13 protein-coding genes are annotated in these 18,406 nt (G+C 36.1%); 5 read left to right on the top strand and 8 right to left on the bottom strand.

Annotated features, from left to right (window positions below):
• Positions 1-19 precede the first annotated feature (19 nt).
• The 4 genes from ACFJGY_RS08940 to ACFJGY_RS08925 form a co-directional block, all read right to left on the bottom strand.
• Positions 20-1,198: a glycosidase gene (locus ACFJGY_RS08940; RefSeq protein ID WP_379963044.1), complete on the bottom strand. Its 1,179-nt coding sequence runs from the start codon at positions 1,196-1,198 to the stop codon at positions 20-22.
• A 34-nt stretch (positions 1,199-1,232) separates the two neighbouring features.
• Positions 1,233-2,660, bottom strand: coding sequence for an MFS transporter (locus tag ACFJGY_RS08935; protein WP_379963042.1), 1,428 nt, complete (start codon positions 2,658-2,660; stop codon positions 1,233-1,235).
• 63 nt (positions 2,661-2,723) lie between these two features.
• Positions 2,724-3,854: a glycoside hydrolase family 26 protein gene (locus tag ACFJGY_RS08930; RefSeq protein WP_379963040.1), complete on the bottom strand. Its 1,131-nt coding sequence runs from the start codon at positions 3,852-3,854 to the stop codon at positions 2,724-2,726.
• 71 nt (positions 3,855-3,925) lie between these two features.
• On the bottom strand, positions 3,926-5,209 hold the full coding sequence (locus tag ACFJGY_RS08925; RefSeq protein ID WP_379963038.1) for a beta-mannanase: 1,284 nt from the start codon (positions 5,207-5,209) through the stop codon (positions 3,926-3,928).
• 152 nt (positions 5,210-5,361) lie between these two features.
• Here ACFJGY_RS08925 and ACFJGY_RS08920 point away from each other — a divergent pair, with 152 nt between their 5' ends.
• From ACFJGY_RS08920 to ACFJGY_RS08905, 4 genes are all read left to right on the top strand, one after another.
• Positions 5,362-6,240: an AraC family transcriptional regulator gene (locus ACFJGY_RS08920; protein WP_379963036.1), complete on the top strand. Its 879-nt coding sequence runs from the start codon at positions 5,362-5,364 to the stop codon at positions 6,238-6,240.
• Between the two features lie 375 nt (positions 6,241-6,615).
• Positions 6,616-9,564, top strand: a complete 2,949-nt coding sequence (locus ACFJGY_RS08915) for a SusC/RagA family TonB-linked outer membrane protein (protein ID WP_379963034.1) — start codon at positions 6,616-6,618, stop codon at positions 9,562-9,564.
• Between the two features lie 11 nt (positions 9,565-9,575).
• Positions 9,576-11,177, top strand: a complete 1,602-nt coding sequence (locus ACFJGY_RS08910; RefSeq protein ID WP_379963032.1) for a RagB/SusD family nutrient uptake outer membrane protein — start codon at positions 9,576-9,578, stop codon at positions 11,175-11,177.
• 10 nt (positions 11,178-11,187) lie between these two features.
• On the top strand, positions 11,188-12,255 hold the full coding sequence (locus ACFJGY_RS08905; protein ID WP_379963030.1) for an IPT/TIG domain-containing protein: 1,068 nt from the start codon (positions 11,188-11,190) through the stop codon (positions 12,253-12,255).
• Positions 12,256-12,688: 433 nt separating this feature from the next.
• On the opposite strand, the gene ACFJGY_RS08900 is transcribed toward ACFJGY_RS08905, so the two are convergent.
• The 4 genes from ACFJGY_RS08900 to ACFJGY_RS08885 all read right to left on the bottom strand — a co-directional run bounded on the left by ACFJGY_RS08900 (position 12,689) and on the right by ACFJGY_RS08885 (position 16,165).
• Positions 12,689-12,889 (bottom strand): helix-turn-helix transcriptional regulator, encoded by a 201-nt coding sequence (locus ACFJGY_RS08900; RefSeq protein ID WP_379963028.1) that lies wholly within the window; start codon positions 12,887-12,889, stop codon positions 12,689-12,691.
• Positions 12,890-13,341: 452 nt separating this feature from the next.
• Positions 13,342-14,571 carry a type II toxin-antitoxin system HipA family toxin gene (locus ACFJGY_RS08895; RefSeq protein ID WP_379963026.1) on the bottom strand — a complete coding sequence of 410 codons (1,230 nt, stop codon included), beginning with the start codon at positions 14,569-14,571 and terminating at the stop codon, positions 13,342-13,344.
• Positions 14,568-14,873 (bottom strand): helix-turn-helix domain-containing protein, encoded by a 306-nt coding sequence (locus ACFJGY_RS08890; RefSeq protein WP_379963024.1) that lies wholly within the window; start codon positions 14,871-14,873, stop codon positions 14,568-14,570. The genes ACFJGY_RS08895 and ACFJGY_RS08890 overlap by 4 nt, the downstream gene beginning before the upstream one ends.
• A gap of 785 nt (positions 14,874-15,658) precedes the next feature.
• Positions 15,659-16,165, bottom strand: coding sequence for a hypothetical protein (locus ACFJGY_RS08885; RefSeq protein WP_379963022.1), 507 nt, complete (start codon positions 16,163-16,165; stop codon positions 15,659-15,661).
• 400 nt (positions 16,166-16,565) lie between these two features.
• Between ACFJGY_RS08885 and ACFJGY_RS08880 the strand changes: the two genes are divergently transcribed.
• Complete coding sequence (locus tag ACFJGY_RS08880) at positions 16,566-18,362, top strand: metallophosphoesterase family protein (RefSeq protein WP_379963020.1); 1,797 nt, start codon at positions 16,566-16,568, stop codon at positions 18,360-18,362.
• Positions 18,363-18,406 lie beyond the last annotated feature (44 nt).

Here is an 18,406-nt window from a genome sequence, read left to right as displayed (position 1 = left end):
ACACAAATTGATGAAAAAATTAATTTACAAGATTATTCTTTGTAATTCCGATAATGGTTTGTACAGATTCGTATGAAGTCAATTTATCTTCAGGTGTATTGATACAATAGTCCAACAGCTGGTCTACAGATGAAACAGCAACGTGCATCCTGGTGTCTGAAGAGGCATAATAAATGAAAACTTTGCCGTCCTCATCTGCGATCCAACCATTAGAAAATAATACATTAGAAACGTCTCCCACCCTCTCAATTCCTTCAGGAGCCATAAAGTAACCTGCAGGTTTGTGGATCACTTTGCCCAATTCATCAAGATCGGTCATAAACAGATATAAAACATATCGCAAGCCGGCTGCTGTATTACGAACGCCGTGAGCCAAATGTAACCAGCCTTTTTCTGTTTTGATGGGAGCCGGACCTAATCCGTTTTTCAGTTCGTAAACTGTGTGATAAATCTTACCGTAGATAATAGCTTCATCCTGGACAATGGGATTGTTCATATCTTCAACATATCCAAGGCCAATTCCTCCGCCGTTCCCTACATCAATAAATCCATCTTGCGGTCGCGTGTACAAGGCATATTTACCATTTACAAATTCGGGATGCAGGACAACATTCCTTTGCTGACCAGTATTTGAAACCAGATCGGGAAGTCGTTCCCAATCAACAAGATTTTTAGTTCTGACAATTCCCGCATTGGCAGTTGCAATGCTGGTATCGCCTTTTGGTGCGCTAAGATCTTTACGTTCTGTGCAGAAAATACCATAAATATAACCGTCTTCGTGTTGAATAAGGCGCATATCATATACATTGGTATCAGGGTTGCCTTCAATTTGTGGGATGACGATTGGTTTTTCCCAGAATCTGAAGTTATCGATTCCATTTGGTGATTCCGCAATGGCAAAAAAAGATTTTCTGTCGTAACCTTCGACCCTTACGGCAAGTAAGTATTTATTCTGCCATTTCATAGCACCGGCATTGAAGGCTGCATTGATCCCGAATCTTTCCATAAAGAATGGGTTTCTTTCTGCGTCGAAATCAAAACGCCATTCCAAAGGTGTATGAGCAGCTGTTACCACAGGATTTATGTATCTCGTGAAAATTCCATTTCCGGCTTCTTTGGCTGGTGAATTTTCTGTTGTAATCAAATTTTCAAATTCTTCCTTTACTGCATTCAAGCGTGTTGTGAATAGATCGCTCATTGTACTTCTGTTTTTGTTATTAGTGAAATTTATTTTAAACTGCTCCATTGGAGTCCGTTGTATTTTCTTTTTCTGAAAGCCTTATTTCATTTAGTTCTTGGATAATGTTTTTCAACTTTTCTTCACTCAAAGGATAAATGGATATAAAAAGCATAGACACAGCAGCTCCTACAGCTGGTAGAATACTCAACATTAACCGGATACCCGATTGTGCAGATTCTGATTGTGCAATGTTGGCTTTAAATCCAAAATAAGCCAAAAGCCATCCTGTTGCTGCACCACCTAGTGCCCATCCTAATTTTTGTGACATCGATGAAGCAGAAAAAACCAATCCTGTTGCCCTCCTACCTTGTTTCCACTCCGAGTAATCTGCTGTGTCGGCGTACATAGACCATAATAATGGGAAGATGCATCCCGCACATATACTGATGAAAAATTGAAATATTAAGATAAGAACAACCTCATTTTTAGTCAGAAAATAGAAAGCAACACTTAAAATTGCCGCTAACAACATGGCTCCGAAAAATGTTTTTTTCTTCCCGATTTTATTAGCTAAAGGTGTAGCCAGAATGACACCTATGATATTGGCAGCTTGTCCTAAAACCAAATAAATGGTGAGATAAGACATCCCGGTTCCCATCCCAAAAATGGAGAAGGTCTCGTGGTCGGTTTTATTTAAGAAATATTTAAAATAATAGATAGCACCTCCATCTCTGATGGTATTGAAAAGAAGTGTTGCAACGCCAGCTCCCAGGAGAATCCACCAGGGCTTATTGGCCAAAAGATCCTTCAAATCTTCCTTGAGTGTGGACTGCTCTTCTCTGATAGGTTTTACTCTTTCGCGAGTTCCGGCAAAACAGCCCCAAAATAATAACGTAGTAATCGCTCCGAATGCAATGATTGTAAAAAACCATCCTTGGGAAGATGTCAGCTTTCCGTCTCCAAAATATTTGACCAGAGGTTCGATAAGCCACAGTGCAATTAAACTTCCTCCAAATGCAAAAACCATCCGGTAAGATGCCAAAGTAGTTCTTTCCTTACCATCGGATGACATGACGCCTAACAAAGAAGCATAGGGCACATTAATAAGAGAATAGACCATCATCATTAATGAGTAAGTGATATAGGCATAAATGAGTTTGCCATCGTGCGAAAAATTTGGGGTGTAGAAAGTTAAAACGCCAATTATTGCGAATGGAACAGCTACCCAGAGCAGAAATGGGCGAAACTTGCCCCATTTTGTCTCGACCCTGTCAGAATAAACGCCGACGAAAGGGTCAAAAAGGGAATCCCAAACTTTTGTTACAAGGAACATCGTTCCTACAGCCGCCGCCGTAAGGCCGAAAACATCGGTGTAGAAAAAAAGCAGATACATACTGAATATCTTCCAGAACATAGAGGATGCTGCATCTCCAAATCCGTAGGCTATCTTCTCTTTTAATTTTATTTTTTCAAGGTTCATACTATTTTTTATTTTGCATAGGTTTACGACCTACTTTCTGTTTGAATAATTTTGTAAATAAAGCTACTTATATATATTTTGTTTTTGAATATCTTTCAGAAAAAGGGTTTTGTCGAGATTATAAAAATCTTTAAAGTCCTGTTCATTCGGATGCCCTTTGTATGGGACGTAATAATGCATTTTATTTTCCTGTGTCAACCCGTGGTTTCTCCAAGCTAATATGTATGAAATTTTATAATCTCCAACGGCATCCATTAAAGTCTTCGTCCAAAATTTATTGTAAGGAATCTGTTCGTATCCTGTTTCTGCCAATGCAGGGATTTTGTGGTGTTCTTTGGCTATTTCGTCCATTATTAAAAACTGTTTCTGAGCACCTTCCACAAAAGAATTATCGTAAACAGGGTTGTTCATCAGATAGATATCAAAACTTATCATATCTACGTACTCATCTCCGGGATAGGCTTCCAGGAATTCTTCTTTGCTTTTGAAATCGGAGGTATTGTACATCCAAATCAGATTGTGGACTTGTTTTTCTTTGGTTAAATAATCATAGGTAAATTTCCATAACTTCTTAAAGTCGTCGGGAGAACAGTTGCCTTTTCCCCACCAAAACCAGCCTCCGGTAAGCTCATGATAAGGACGGAAAATGACAGGAACCAACTTCTTGTCTTTACCTTTTATACTTAGCAAGTAACTTGAAATTTTATCGAGCCACAATTTATACAGATTGTGTTTTTCACCATTTGGCAAAATGGTTTTAACACTTTCTTTGGTATTGTCCCAAGCATCTTTTCCTGTTTTTGGATTAGAAGCGTGCCAGCTGATGGTATTGATCCCACCTTTATTATAAACATCCTCCATCATCTTTTTCATTTCCTGAAAACTGAAAATATCAATGGCGCCTTTTCCGTCCGATTCCATATTCATAATATCCCATCCGAAAACAGCAGGATAATCTCCGGCGGTTTCCAATACATCACTCCTGTCTTTCTGCATCCTCCAGTTTACACCGTAAGCAAGATCATCCTGATGACCAAACATCACACCCTTTTCAAGAGTTTTCCAAAGGTTATGATACAGATTTTGGGTTTCCTGGGTTGCATTTTTATCTGACAATACAGCCCCAACTTGTGCATTCCAAAATGAAACACAAAAAGTGAACGTAAAAAAAGGTATTTTATAAAAATTTGTCATTATTAGCAGTTTGTCAGGATTGCATTATAAATTTTCAATAATTGTTTTTTGATTCCAAACGTATTCACAGATTATGGTTTAGTATATTTTTGGATAATTTCCCAAGTAGATTGATCAGAGGTAAAAACGCCGTTCAGACCTTGCTCTTCCATTGGCGGATCGCCCATATAGTCGTCACCTTTTTTCCAGTAGATCTGCCCTGGAATTGGTTTTGCAAATCCATTAAATGCCCAAAATGAACATCCACCAAAACTTCCTTTACTATTTTTATTATTTTGCCAAAGTTGGAAGATAGCCTCATAATACTGATCTCTCAATTTTGTTGAGCTATTAATGTCAAAAGAATGCTGATCCCGTGGAAAACCAAATTCTTCCAGAACCAAAGGTTTTTTCAGTTCATCTGCAACTTGGATATGTTTATTGATATAATCCAAGGACTTGTTTTTAGCATTTTCAAAGCCGGCTTCCATTTTATCTTTTTCAAACCATCCCCAGTTTTTTGGCCATATGTGAATGGTAAGATAATCTATGTTTTTGTCCTGATGATTTTCTTTATAGAGATCCATATTTTCTGTTCCCATTTCGCCCTCGCTTCCTGTGGTTAAAAGGTGGTTGTTGTCCAGAGATTTGATAAAAGCTGCACTTTCTGAAATGAATTTTTTGTAGACTTCATTTGCAGCAGGACGCATCGGACGTGGTTCATTTGCTATCTCCCAGGCCATCAGACTATTGTCATTTTTGTATAATCTACCTGTGATAGTATTTCTTCTGTTAATGATTCTTTTTACCTGCTCCTTATATTGATTGATGCAAGCTTCACAAGAATAAAATTGACTGGTAAAATCTCTTAATTCATCCCAGTTGAGAGCTCTCTTCATTGTTTGGTCATCAATTTTCCCGTTCCAATTGAGATATTGCAGCCAACCGCCGCTCCACTCCCAATTATTGGAAAGAAAGAGTACTACTTTCATCTTTCTTTTTGAGACTTCATTCATCAAAATATCAAGACCTTTCAAGTTTTCCTCGTGGAATTTCCCTTGTTCATATTGATATGATTCGTCAACGCGATTGACACCGTTTATTTTCCCATTGCCTTCGACCGCTACTAAAACACGAATATTGGTCACATTTTGAGATTTCAGAAAATCGAGTTCTTTTTTTAATCTTTCGATTCCACGTTCTGGATTTTGTTCCAGACCAAGATAAGAGGCGTACCAAAAATTGGTTCCAACGAAATAGTACGGTTTGTTTTTATACTGAAACTGATTGCCTTTTACAGATACAAACTTTTGGGCATTAGCTATAATTAATGCTACCATAGAAAGTGAGAGAAGGAATTTCGTAATCAATTTCATTAAGAAGTTTTTATGCAATTATTAACATTTGATTAATGTCAAATATATTTATGTAAGTTTGCACTATATAATACTATTTTGTCAATTTAATATTCAAATTCAACAATAGGCTTACAATATACTGTTTAACAAGCATTTAATAAAGATACAAAATGAACAAAAATCAATCAATATTAAGGGAAATCCCGACAATTCTTCCAGATGAGACATTTCTCGTTTTTGACCGTGTCAAAAAAACTTTTGACTTTCCACTGCATTACCATCCTGAGATCGAAATAAATTTCATTTCTAAAGGAAAAGGAAATTTAAGAATTATTGGGGATCACATTGGGGAGATTGACGATTTGGAATTGGTTATGATTGGTCCAAATCTACCCCATTACTGGAATAATCATAAATGTAAATATAAAAGAATCCACGAAATAACCGTTCAGTTCAATCAGGATTTTTTTGACGAATCATTGATGAGCAGAAGGATTATGGCATCTATTGGCGAATTATTACAAAAATCAATCAGAGGTATTCTCTTCTCACGGGAAACTGCAGAAAAACTTAAAGAACGTTTTTTCAATTTGTCCAAACTCAACGGTTTTGAAACATTCCTCGAAATGCTTTACATATTACATGAACTATCTATTGCGGAAAACACAACTGTACTTTCTTCTTACAGTATAGAGCATGAGACGTTTGTGGACACAGATAGCATGAAGCTAATTCACGATTATGTCCATAATAATTTTGACAAAAGAATAACCTTGGACGAAGTGGCTTCTCTCACCAATATGAGCAGCGTCACTTTTAATCGGTTTATAAAGAAAAGAATTGGCAAAACATTCGTAAACTATCTAAATGAAATCAGGGTTGGATATGCTGCCAGATGGCTTATAGAAAAAGATTTAACAGTTTCCGAAATCGCATTTGAATCCGGATTCAACAATATCGCAAACTTTAATAAGATATTCAAATCTATTCAAAAATCTACCCCTTCCGAGTTTAAAGCTAAATTCAACGGAGTAAAGAAAATCCAGTAAAAAGATCACAATTATTCTTAAAAAAAACAATTGAGTAATAAATTTGGTTAAAGATATTTCAGCAAATTTTTAGATTGATCAAGCAAAACTGATTACAATTTGAATATATAAATATCATATTGATCTCTTTTTATAACAAAATAGCATAATAGTATAAACAAACTAATTATAATTTTAATATATCAAAACTGTTGTAAACAGCTATAAATAATAGATTTTTATCAATTTAAAAAAAAATAAATTAATTTCCTGTAAAAAAAAGATAATATTATGACAAAATAACATTAACCTCTCTTGCTGCCAAAATTTAGATTTGTCATTAATGTAAACTAATTATTAACTCAATTTTAACAATTAATTTTTTTCATTTTGATTATGAGAGTAATAAAACAAAATGTAAGCTATCCAATAGCACAAAATAAGGCAGCACTTTTTTTCGCGCTCGCTTTGTTACCATTTGGGCTTACCAACGCACAGAGCAAGAATGATACTCTGAAAGAAAAAAAGATCGACGAGGTCGTGATTGTGGGCTATGGAACGCAAAAAAGAAGCGAAGTAAACTCTGCTATTTCTTCAATTAAAGCAAAGGACTTAGAAAACATCAAGCAGACCTCTGTAGATCAGATGATACAAGGTAAACTTGCCGGTGTTACAGTAACCAACGGAAGCGGGCAACCTGGCGCTGCAGTCTCTATTAAAATCAGAGGAGCTGCGTCGATCAATAACACCAATGAACCGCTTTATATCATAGACGGTGTTCCGATTTCCGGTGATGCTACGGGAAGGTCAACATCCGGAAGACCTATCGCAGGTAACGATTTTTCCTCGACCGGTGGTTCTGGAAGCGTTGCAGTTTCACCTGTCTCATTCCTTAATCCTAATGATATAGAATCTATTGATGTACTCAAAGATGCCTCTGCTACTGCAATTTATGGATCCAGAGGAGCTAATGGCGTTATCATCATTACAACAAAATCGGGAAAAAAAGGAGCTGGAAGAATCAGCTATGAAGGCTTTACCTCCATTGCACAAAATTACAAAGACCTGGATGTTCTCAACCTTCGTCAATATGCACAACTTCAAAATGCGATGGCAACCGTTTTCAATGTTCCATTGCGACCGGAATTTGCACATCCGGAATTATTGGGAGATGGAACAGACTGGCAAAAGACCATTTATCAAACATCGATTAGCCAAAGCCATCAAGTATCATTTTCTGGAGGGAAAGATGATGTTAACTATTTTTTGTCTACAGGTTTTCTGGATCAAACTGGTACAATTATCAACACGGGTTTGAAACGCTATACCGTAAGATTGAATCTCAATGCTAAAATTAAGCCTTGGCTAAAAGCAGGTGCTAATATTTCCGGGGGATTTAGCAACCAGAATTACACTATAAACCAAAGTTATAATGGCTTAATATCCAACACATTGCTACAAGCACCGGATCTACCTGTGTATAATTCTAATGGTGATTTTTCCTCTCCTCCTGCAGGACAAAACACCAATTACTTTAATCCGGTGGCAGAAGCGCTAACGAAAGTAAACAAATTAATCAGAAAAAATTTCAGTGGAAATATTTACGGAGAAGCGGATATCTTTAAAGGTTTAAAATACCGTTTGGAATTATCTGCCAATACAGAATTTGCTGAAAATACTGAGTTTTGGCCACAATTTGACAGAGGTTCGCAATACAATATAGACGCAGACCTTTGGTTGAGAAATAACGACTGGTATTCTACCAATATCAAAAACCTATTGACGTACGACCGGTCATTTGGAAAGCACAAAGTCACTTTATTATTAGGACAGGAAGCTCAAGATTCACGGTGGAAAGGAAATACAGGTGAAGGGCACGGTTTCAAATCCAATAATATTTATACACTTTCTATGGCTACGACTACCAAAGCAACTAGCTATCAAGGAAGTGCATCGATGAATTCTTATTTCTCAAGATTAATTTATGATTTTGATAGCAGATACAGCATTACCGCTTCCATCAGAAGAGACCAATCGTCTAAATTTGATCCGAATTATAATGATGGGAAGAATCAAATCGGATATTTTCCAGGAATTACAGGGTCTTGGAAAGTGACGAATGAAAAATTTATGGAATGGATTCCGAAGAATGTGGTTAGTAATCTGAAATTCCGTGCAGGATATGGAGAAACCGGCAACCAGCAGATCCCTAATAATTTATATTCTTCCCAGCTGACTATTTACAACAATCCATCTTATCAAAACAATCCAAATTTGACTTGGGAAACGGTTAAACAATCCAATTTTGGCGCAGATGTTACCTTATTTAAAAGATTGAATATAAATGTTGATATGTACAACAAAAAATCTTCTGACTTATTGTTTAAAGTACCTTTACCGGATTACCTTACTGGCAACTCATCTTTTTATGGAGGTATAGAAGCACCGTACTCCAACATAGGAAGTTTACAAAACAAAGGTTTGGACATAACCGCAAATTATGAAACAAAAGGAGAAACTTTCAACTGGAATACCAGTTTTGTATTTTCTAGATACAAAAATGAACTACTAAGCCTGGTGGATGGCATATCAAACATTTCCGAACAAGTAAACATTAATGGCTACCTGCCAATGGTTGCCACCAATACTACTATCGGACAGCCAATTGGGATGTTTTATGGGTTGAAAAGCGAAGGCATTTACAGAACTGCTGCCGATTTGGCTGGCGCTCCATCCACGGTCTTTGGATCAGCTCCACAATTGGGAGATGTAAGATATGATGATATTAATGGTGATGGAAAAATAGACGACTCGGATAGAACGATCATCGGGAATCCCCATCCTGACTTTACTTTTGGGTTTACAAACAATTTCAAATATAAAAACCTCGACTTATCTGTCTTTGTACAAGGCTCTGTAGGAAATGACGTAATGAACCTTACCAAAAGAAATGGGACTCAAAATGCAATGATGTATCAAAACCAGTTGGTAGATGCACTGGATTACTGGAGCACAGACAACCCAAATGCGAGTCAGCCAAGGTTAATCAACAGCATCACACATCCTAATATTATGATCTCTGATCGCTATATTGAGAAGGGTGATTATCTGAGGATTCAAAATGTCACGTTAGGTTACACATTGTCTCCAGATTTTGCATCTCAAATTGGTGTCACAAGACTTAGAATTTATGCTACGGCTCAAAACCTCTTTACTATTACCAAATATTCAGGTTATGACCCGGAAATTGGCTCATTCAACCAAAACATCTTGCTCTCAGGCATTGATAACGGAAGATACCCATCTCCAAGAACATATACATTTGGTGTTAACTTAGATTTTTAATTTTTTGAATTATGAAAACCTTATATATTTTAAACCTAAAAAAAATTGCAACTGCAGCATTGGTATTCGGTACGATGGTTTCCTGCAGCAATGATTTTACAGACAGACCATCTGAAGATTCCATTGATACTAGTAATTACTACCAGACGGACGAACAGGTAAAAGCCGCTACAGATGCATTGTATTACAAAACCTGGTTCCAGTTTAATAATAAATTTTTCTATGCCATTTCAGAAGTTGGATCCGGTAATATGTACACCAACTCTTCTGATGTGAATGCCATGAGAAATTTTTCCATCACTTCTGTTGATCCGGAACTGAATTCGGGATGGCAGTCGCTTTGGGCCAATGTAGCGCAAGCTAATTTTTTGATCAATAATTTGAGGACATTAGCACAACCGGCCGTAAGCCAAACCACCATCAATAATGTTTTGGGGGAAGCGTATTTTATGAGAGCCACAGCTTACTTTTATTTAGTCAGATTATGGGGACCAGTTCCTATTATTGTCGATAATTTGACAACCTCTGCTAGTCCGCAGGTTAATACCAACCGAATAGAAGATGTGTATGAACTGATCAGAAGAGATTACACACAGGCTATTTCACTTTTGGACAACAGAATCAGAGGAGCTAGCTATGCGAGTAATGCCAAGGTATCCAAAGGTTCTGCAAAAGCAATGCTTGCTAAAGTTTATCTGTATGATAAAAATTATACTAAAGCAAAAGAGCTGGCAGAAGAGGTGATTAACAGTGGAGAATTCAAACTATTGGGAGGAACATCCCCATACTCCATCACATCAAAATCATTTGGTGATCTTTTCAAATATTCAAACAACAATAACGAAGAATCCATCTTTGCATTGCAATGGAGAACCGATGCTAATTATGGTTCCGGCAACAACTGCAATACACAATTCGGAATCAGCAATGGGACACTTTCCACATCCAACGCTTCTTATGGCGGGGTATTCGGTCCATCTCAAGATATCCTTTCACTTTATGACGCCAATGATGTCAGACGCAACGAAACGCTAATGCTTCCGGGCAACACTTATCCTGACATCAGAGTAAAAGATGGTAATACGTTCAAAGTTGGATTTACAGTTCCGGCTGCCACTCAAATTGGAGGTCAGGGATCTGGTGCCGCTATCAAAAAATATGTCATTGGTATAGAAAACGGTACTTCCACTGGTGCGGTAGATGCATGGGCAATGATGAACAATAACACCTACATTATGAGATATGCGGAGTTATTACTAATTCACGCAGAAGCAACCCTGGCGGGTAGTGGTTCTACTTCCAATGCTGCTGCACTTACATCCTTTAACGCAGTTAGAAACAGAGCAGGGCTCTCCGCTGTAAGTTCATTTACTTTTGATGATCTGTTCAAAGAAAGAAGAAAAGAATTAGCTTTCGAAGGCGATTTTTGGTTTGACCTAGGAAGGCTTCCACGTGCTCAGGCCATTTCAATAATGGCGGCACAAAACAGAGGAAATATGTTCAGTGCGGAATATTTCACGCCAGACAATAGCGATTTTACCCTGCCTTATCCTGCAAATGACGTTGCCAAGAATCCTAAATTATTAGAACCACCTGTTCCATATCAATTTTAAATTTAAAACAATGAAAAATTTAATTCAAAACAAGTATAAAAAAGTATTTTTACTACTACTTATCGTGACATTATGGTCCGCCTGCAGTAATGATGATGAAGGTAATATTGCTACAGCACCTTCGATAGAATTTGTAGCAGCCTCGGTAGATGCCAACGGGGCACCAAGTAATCTAACGCCGACTACTGTTGGATTTGCAAACAATACTTATGTCATAAGAGGAAAAGGTTTTTCTTCGCTCAAGCATATTTATTTCAATGATTTTGAGTCTTATTTCAATCCAACTTTGGTAACAGATAACAATATTATTGTCAGCATTAATGAAAATACACCGTACTCGAATGTAAGCAACAAGCTGAAGTTGGTTACCGGATCCGGAACTGTAGAATTTGATTTTGTGATAGCACCACCAGCGCCGGTTTTCAATGGTTTTCAATCTGTGAATACTGCTGATGGAGGCAATATAGTAATTAAAGGAAATTACTTTGTAAATCCAACGGTAAAAGTGGGTGATGCAACCGCGACTGTTGTATCTACTGATCTTACTCATATTACAGCAACCCTGCCAGCAGGTTCTCAAGGCAAAAAAGTTTCTGTAACCACACTTTCGGGAACCGTTACTTACAATTCTCAGGTTGGGACATCCATTTACGATGATGTTTTTTACGGTGGTGTGACCAATTCTACCTGGGCAGGAGATGTTTATGATATTGCTTACGGAGCGGATGCATCAAATATTATGCAGGGTGATAAAGCCATAAAATGGAGTGCAAAAGCTTGGTCTGCATTTCAAATTGATAATTCCCCAACAATTCCCGCCAATGCAAAGGGCATTAGATTCTATGCAAAAGCAAAAACTGCCACTCCTGTTAATGCCATAAAACTTATTTTAAACTATGGCTGGGGTACGACTCCAACAATCACAGTAGGAGAAGTCTACAAATATTATGAGATCCCTTTTGAAGGTGCCACTGGTTTTGGATTATCCGCAACACCATCGACTATGAATCTTACCCTAAATCATGCTGCAGGCTCTGAAAACGAAATCTATTTGGATGATATTGGCTATTACTATTAATTAAAAATTATTTTTTCTCACATTTCAAAATGCCGCTTCTTAAAAAAGAAGCGGCATTTATATTTTTTACTTTTGTTATCAAAAACTTTGTAGCTCAACATCTATGAATGTAGATTTTTATATTCTATCATAAATATAGTAGAATTTTCACCTTACTTATTTTTCATTGCTAAATAAATATCTGATTATGGAAAAGATTGGTAATAAAAAAACAAAGAAAAAATGCAGTTTTTGGATACAAGCTCTAAGATTTAGATGCGATTTATTTTTCAAAAGACGATTTCATAACTAATAATTGCGATTTAAAGATGAAATGAAACAATTATAATATGCAAAAAGTTCAATCATAAGTTATTTTTTAATTTTAGTATGAAGTAGAGCCTCCTCCTCTATTTCAAAAGTTGACTTGAAGCTATTTTGCAATAGTCAAAGATCATTTTTTTGTCCTTTCGAAAAACAGAACTTTTCCGCCAGGTTTTGAATATGGTATCTGGGATTTATGTACCATTTTATATATGTGGGATTTCGCAAATCCAGTATAATCCAAAAGTACTTCGACATTCAGAATTTCTTTTAAACCAACGATATATTTTTCAATGAGGTTTAGCTTTTCTAAAATGAGTTCATTTTCCATTGGTTACATTTAATTTGATTACTGAAGCAAAAGTCAACATGAAAAATCTGATATACAATATAATCAGACTTTTGCGGTCTAAATAATAAGAAAAACATAGTCGATTTACCGATACAGTATCGAAAAAAGTGTTTATTAATGGTCATTTATGTAGATCGAGGTGTACAAAAGTGGTACACCCATTAAGATGCTGCAACATCTTTTTTTTCTACTTTTCCGCACGAATCTCGTCAAGCTAAACACTTGTAAACCAATATTTTACAATTTTTTACGATAAATTTTACAATACATTTGTACTACTTTTGTACACCTCCAAACTTATAAATTACTGTAAATTAAACAATTAACAATCCCGACTGCATCGGTGATAATTGATCCATTTCGCCTGTACACCTCTATTTTCATTTATTTTTAGGACGAAAATAATTTATAATTATAGCTCAGATTTTATATTAAAATGTTTTAATTAATCTACCTATCAATTCTCTGTTAGATTTACTAACTCCAAAATCTTTTGATAGACTTGACCATTTACTAAGTGCGGAACTTGTTTGCTCAATAACATTCTCTATAAATTCTTTTGATAGTTTGGCTTCACTTCCTAATTTAGTCAAATGTTTGAAGGTGATATTTCGTCCTTCTCCCATTACCATAGTGCTTTGTTCTCCACCTGGCCCAGATGAGAAAGTAAGGTCGTAAGCGGGTGATAATTTCCATTCACCAAATTCATTCATCAAAAACGAAAAATTCTTAGCATGGTCGTCTCGATTGTGCGCCATAACATTGAAAACTGCCAACCGAAACATTTTTTCTACCTCCCGAATATCTTTGGTTAAAACACCCGTCAATGATAATAAATCTTCATAATCAAGTGATGGAAACCTAAAATTACTGTGAATAAGTCCACTCACAGTATGCATATGGAGACGCTTATTTCCTTCTCTATCAAAACGCTTTACAGCAAAATAACCACTCCCTTTCTTTGACGGAAACAAATGTACTTCAGGCATTTTAATTCCTGCATCTACAGCCATTAAAGCGTAAACGTATTCGATTGCGCCCGCATCTTTCCCATCTAATGAGTTTGGAAATTTGACCATCCAAGGCTCGTAACCATCGTTTAACAAATTCGCCCCATACGATATATTTTTTCTCTCTGAATCAACGCCAATCAATGCTTTTGGCCGTGCTCCGGCAGAAGATCCATTCAAAGCCAAAAGTTCCGCGATCACTTCTTCCGAATCACCTTGCAAAACATCTTCAGTTTGATTAGCCAACACGTCCAAATCAATAGTATCATTACTACTCTCTGGACTCTGATCCGGCTCATAAATCAATGCGCCCATACCGTGCAATCCAACGTAAGCTAAACGGTCAAGTGGTGAAATATCAGATTGAGAAATTCCTTCCGAACGAATCATACGGTCAAAAAGTAATCTTCCCCACCCGTCTGGCAAGCTATCATTGAAAACACCGGCCAAACCTTCGAAAGGATCTCTTGGAAGCTCTATCACGCCTCGTTGTAAAGGAAGTTTAATAGGTGAAATTTCTAAATTGGTTTGCAGAAATTCTTCATCGTATTGAAAGTAGATAATATCATTACGAATCGCCAAACGTCCTACTGGTTGAACTCTATAACCAAAATTCAATCCTACCTGTATTTCTTTGATGGCTATTTTCATTTTCTGCTTCCTCGTTTTTTAATTGGTTTTTCCTCTGATTTTAGTACATCATCAATAGATTTAAAACTCTGTTCCTTCGGTTTTAAAACATCAACCATTTCTTCTAATCCACCAACCACTGAAAGCAATTTTAAAAATGAATCCAAAGAAATCAAACCTTTTTGCTCAAATTTCCTCAGCGTTGGTAAAGGAACACCCGATCTTTGCGCTAACCCTTCCTGTGTTAGATTCATTTGCAAACGCCTTTTACGGATATTATCAACAAGTTTTTCCTGAGATTTTGATAAGGAAATAAACAACATAATGGTAGTATTTAGTATGATAATTTAACAATAAATAATATTATTATATTACAAATATACGGATTTTTCAGGTGTTTATATTGTAAAAATGAAATAGAAATTTAATTAGTAAAGAATTCACCAGATTTTATTTCAAGTTGTTCAATATTTAATTATGCTGCATAAATAAAATAGGCTGGAATAATATCATCTTTAGAGAAACCCAATTCTTTTCAATTTTTTTTAAACTTGTATATGCTGCCAATGGTCGCGTATTTTCAATGATGAATTTCCGCTTTTAATACATAGTTTTTTATTTTTCATAAACAACCGCTTTTGAATCGAAATTGGTATTAAAATAAAATCTGGTTCTTGTATAGTAGGTTTCTGATGGTATTTAACTTCTCCCTCATGTGGAAAACGTTTTCGTAGTTTTTTGAAAAAAATAAGTTCCTTTTTATTTTCTTCAACTACAGAATATCATCAACTATTTCATTAAAAAATTCTTGATCGTTCAATTTTTTCTGTTCTTTACGAAGTGGTTAAATTCATAAAATAGGATTAAAAAAAGCGGCAGTCTATATAATTGTGACTTGCCGCCGGGAAATTAGAGATTGTTATAAGTGTTATCTATCGTTTAATGCTCTGCTCTTTACCATTTGCTCTATTAGAATACCCGCTAACGATATTTGCATATTCGCCGTTAACTATGTTTGTGTCACCGGACCCGATGAATGATGCCAGACTATTTGCCCTAATCTGGGATCTCGAAACCAAAAGCTTATGAAAACAAAAACACAGGCTTTTCAAAAAGAGTTGTTAATAAAATTGTAGGAACCCTCCAATTTGAACGCAGCTAATCTTCTGTGATCAAGAGTCCATACTTTTCCAGTTTCATCTTTCCAAACATTAATTGTTAAAACTTCTGGATTTAAAGTTCCATATTTCAATGCTTCTGCATTGCCTAAAACAGTAAAGTCACCTGTAGAATTTTTTATACTACTTTGCATAAAATGTACTTCATTAACATCAAGAACATTTGCTTTGCCTACTCCAGAACCCGCACCGCTTGTCTCTACCGTTGTACAACTCATCGCTGAGCTTGCACCAACTGTCAATAATCCATCAGCCGCAATAAGAGCATTAAATGCGGTATTCTGCTGCTCTTGTCCACCCATAGACATGCCATCCCATCTTGTAAATATTGATCCTGCTGGACCAGTTTGATCCTTTGCACCAAAAATATTCTTATGGTATTCGAGGCATCTAAAAATACATTCATAAAGGTTTAATAACCTGACCTTCCAAATCATCTGGAGAAGGCTGATAATCACTATAGCGTTGTATTATTTGTATGATCTCTTCTCTTTTGGTAAATATAGAATTTACCTTAAAATCTCATCACTAAATCTGAAACACCTGTTATGATCCTCAGTCTTTTGAGATTTTTTTCTCCAAAAATGAACGGGAGCAGATAAATCTACGCCCGTTATTTATATACATATATGATATAAATAGCACATAAATACTAAATTTATATTCAGGTAATTTTCTGTTGATCTAATAATTTTCTCGATATATGAAAACCACTAAATCAGACAATTTAAAAATTGAAAGAAAGAATAATTTTCTTTGATATTTATTTAAAGTTGACGTAAAACAAATGGTACAAGAAAGCTTTATTTTAGTCGAGTTATGACAAAAAAAACCATTTTGACAATTTTAATTTTTGCAACCATATTTTTCTCTGCGCAAAAACCTGTGCAGATTGCCTTTCTTTCGGATGTTCATTTTCAGGATTTGTACGGCGAGTTTTCTGATAATAATTTTAAAGGGATCATTAATCCAAAAACCGGCAAACCTACCATTTTGAGAACGATGGATTCTCAGCTACATTCTACAAGGATCTTCAACGAAAACTATTTTGCTTTTCTCAAAGCTTTAGATGAGATTGCTGCCAAGGGAATTAAAATTGTGGCAATGCCTGGCGATTTTTCAGATGACGGGCAGGCGTACAATCTTCGTGGATTGCACAAAATTCTCGATCATTATCATCAAGAATTTGGAATCAGATTTTACCTGACTACAGGAAATCACGATCCCGTCGGACCATTCCGTCAGGACGCAGGGAAAGATGATTTTTTGGGAGAAAACGGAAATCCACTTGGCATCTACAGCAAAGAGAATATCGGAAAAATTTCCAATAAGATTATTACAAAAGACATTGCAGAATCCGGATATTCGGAGATCTTGGATGAGCTGAAAGATTTTGGTTTTTATCCTAAAAAAGATGATCTGTTTTGGAGCACACCTTTTCATCAGATTTCGCTTCCGGATTATTCTTATGAGAAAGCTTTGCAATATGCTGATTATTCAAAAAGAATGTATGAGGTTTCTAAAGGCTTTTCCGTTCCGGATTTGAGCTACGTGGTAGAGCCTGTAAAAGATGTCTGGATGATCGCAATTGACGGAAATACATATATTCCAAAAAATAGCAACGGAAATGCCGAAGACCCTTCGAATTACAAAGGTGCGAGCATTGGATATAATAATGTTTTGACCAACAAGCAACATTTGATCGAATGGGTGAAAAAAATCGCTGAAGCAGCCAGACAAAACCACAAAACCCTGATCGCATTTACACATTATCCAATCATTGATTTTAATGATGACGCGACAGAAGAAATTAAAAATCTATTAGGAGAAAAAAAATGGCAGATGGAACGCGTTCCTCAGGAAGATGTTGCAAAAGTCTTTGCCGACGCCGGTTTACAGATTCATTTTGCAGGACATATGCATATTAACGACACAGGAATCAGGAAATTTGGGGATAAAATGCTGGTGAATGTTCAGGTTCCATCATTAGCAGCTTATCTTCCGGCTTATAAAATTCTGACCATTAAATCTTCGGGCAAATTAGAAGTGCAGACAGAAGTTTTGAACAATGTTCCACATTTTGATGACCTCTTCCCCTTGTACGGAAAAGAATATGAAGCTTTACAGAAAAGTGGTAGAAAAACACTTTGGAACAAAGAGATTCTGAAGACAAGATCTTATCACGATTTTATGCTTTTCCACTTGAAGGAGCTCGTTCGCTTTCGAATGATTCCCGATGACTGGCCAAAGGATTTTATGGAAAAAACCGCAAAACTGAACGGCGAAGATCTGTTATTTTTATCTTTAAATAGAAATAATTTAGAAGCAAAAAAGTACTTAAAACAGAAAGGAATTCAATCAAGTAAATTTAGAAAGTGGACATTTAACGATATGCTTTTTGACCTGTACAAGTTTCAATCTGCGGATGAACTGGCAGGAAAAGATATTCCGAAAGTAAGATTGCAGCAATACCAGACACTGGAAAAGCTTTTTGAATTAAATCAATCTCAGGATTCTTTTATTATCCAATTAAAATCGGTCTTCAGAATATTATCGCTTTTATCAAATGGAGATCCCGTGGATCATTTCGAAATTGATCTGGAAAAACAAACGCTGGAGAGAATTAAGGATTAGACTAAAATCAGAAAAGACCGTCAAAATCTAACGGTCCTTTCCTT

Origin of the sequence: Epilithonimonas sp. UC225_85, assembly GCF_042695135.1 — a bacterium.
GTDB lineage: Bacteria > Bacteroidota > Bacteroidia > Flavobacteriales > Weeksellaceae > Epilithonimonas.
This window is presented reverse-complemented; position numbering and strand designations above follow the sequence as displayed.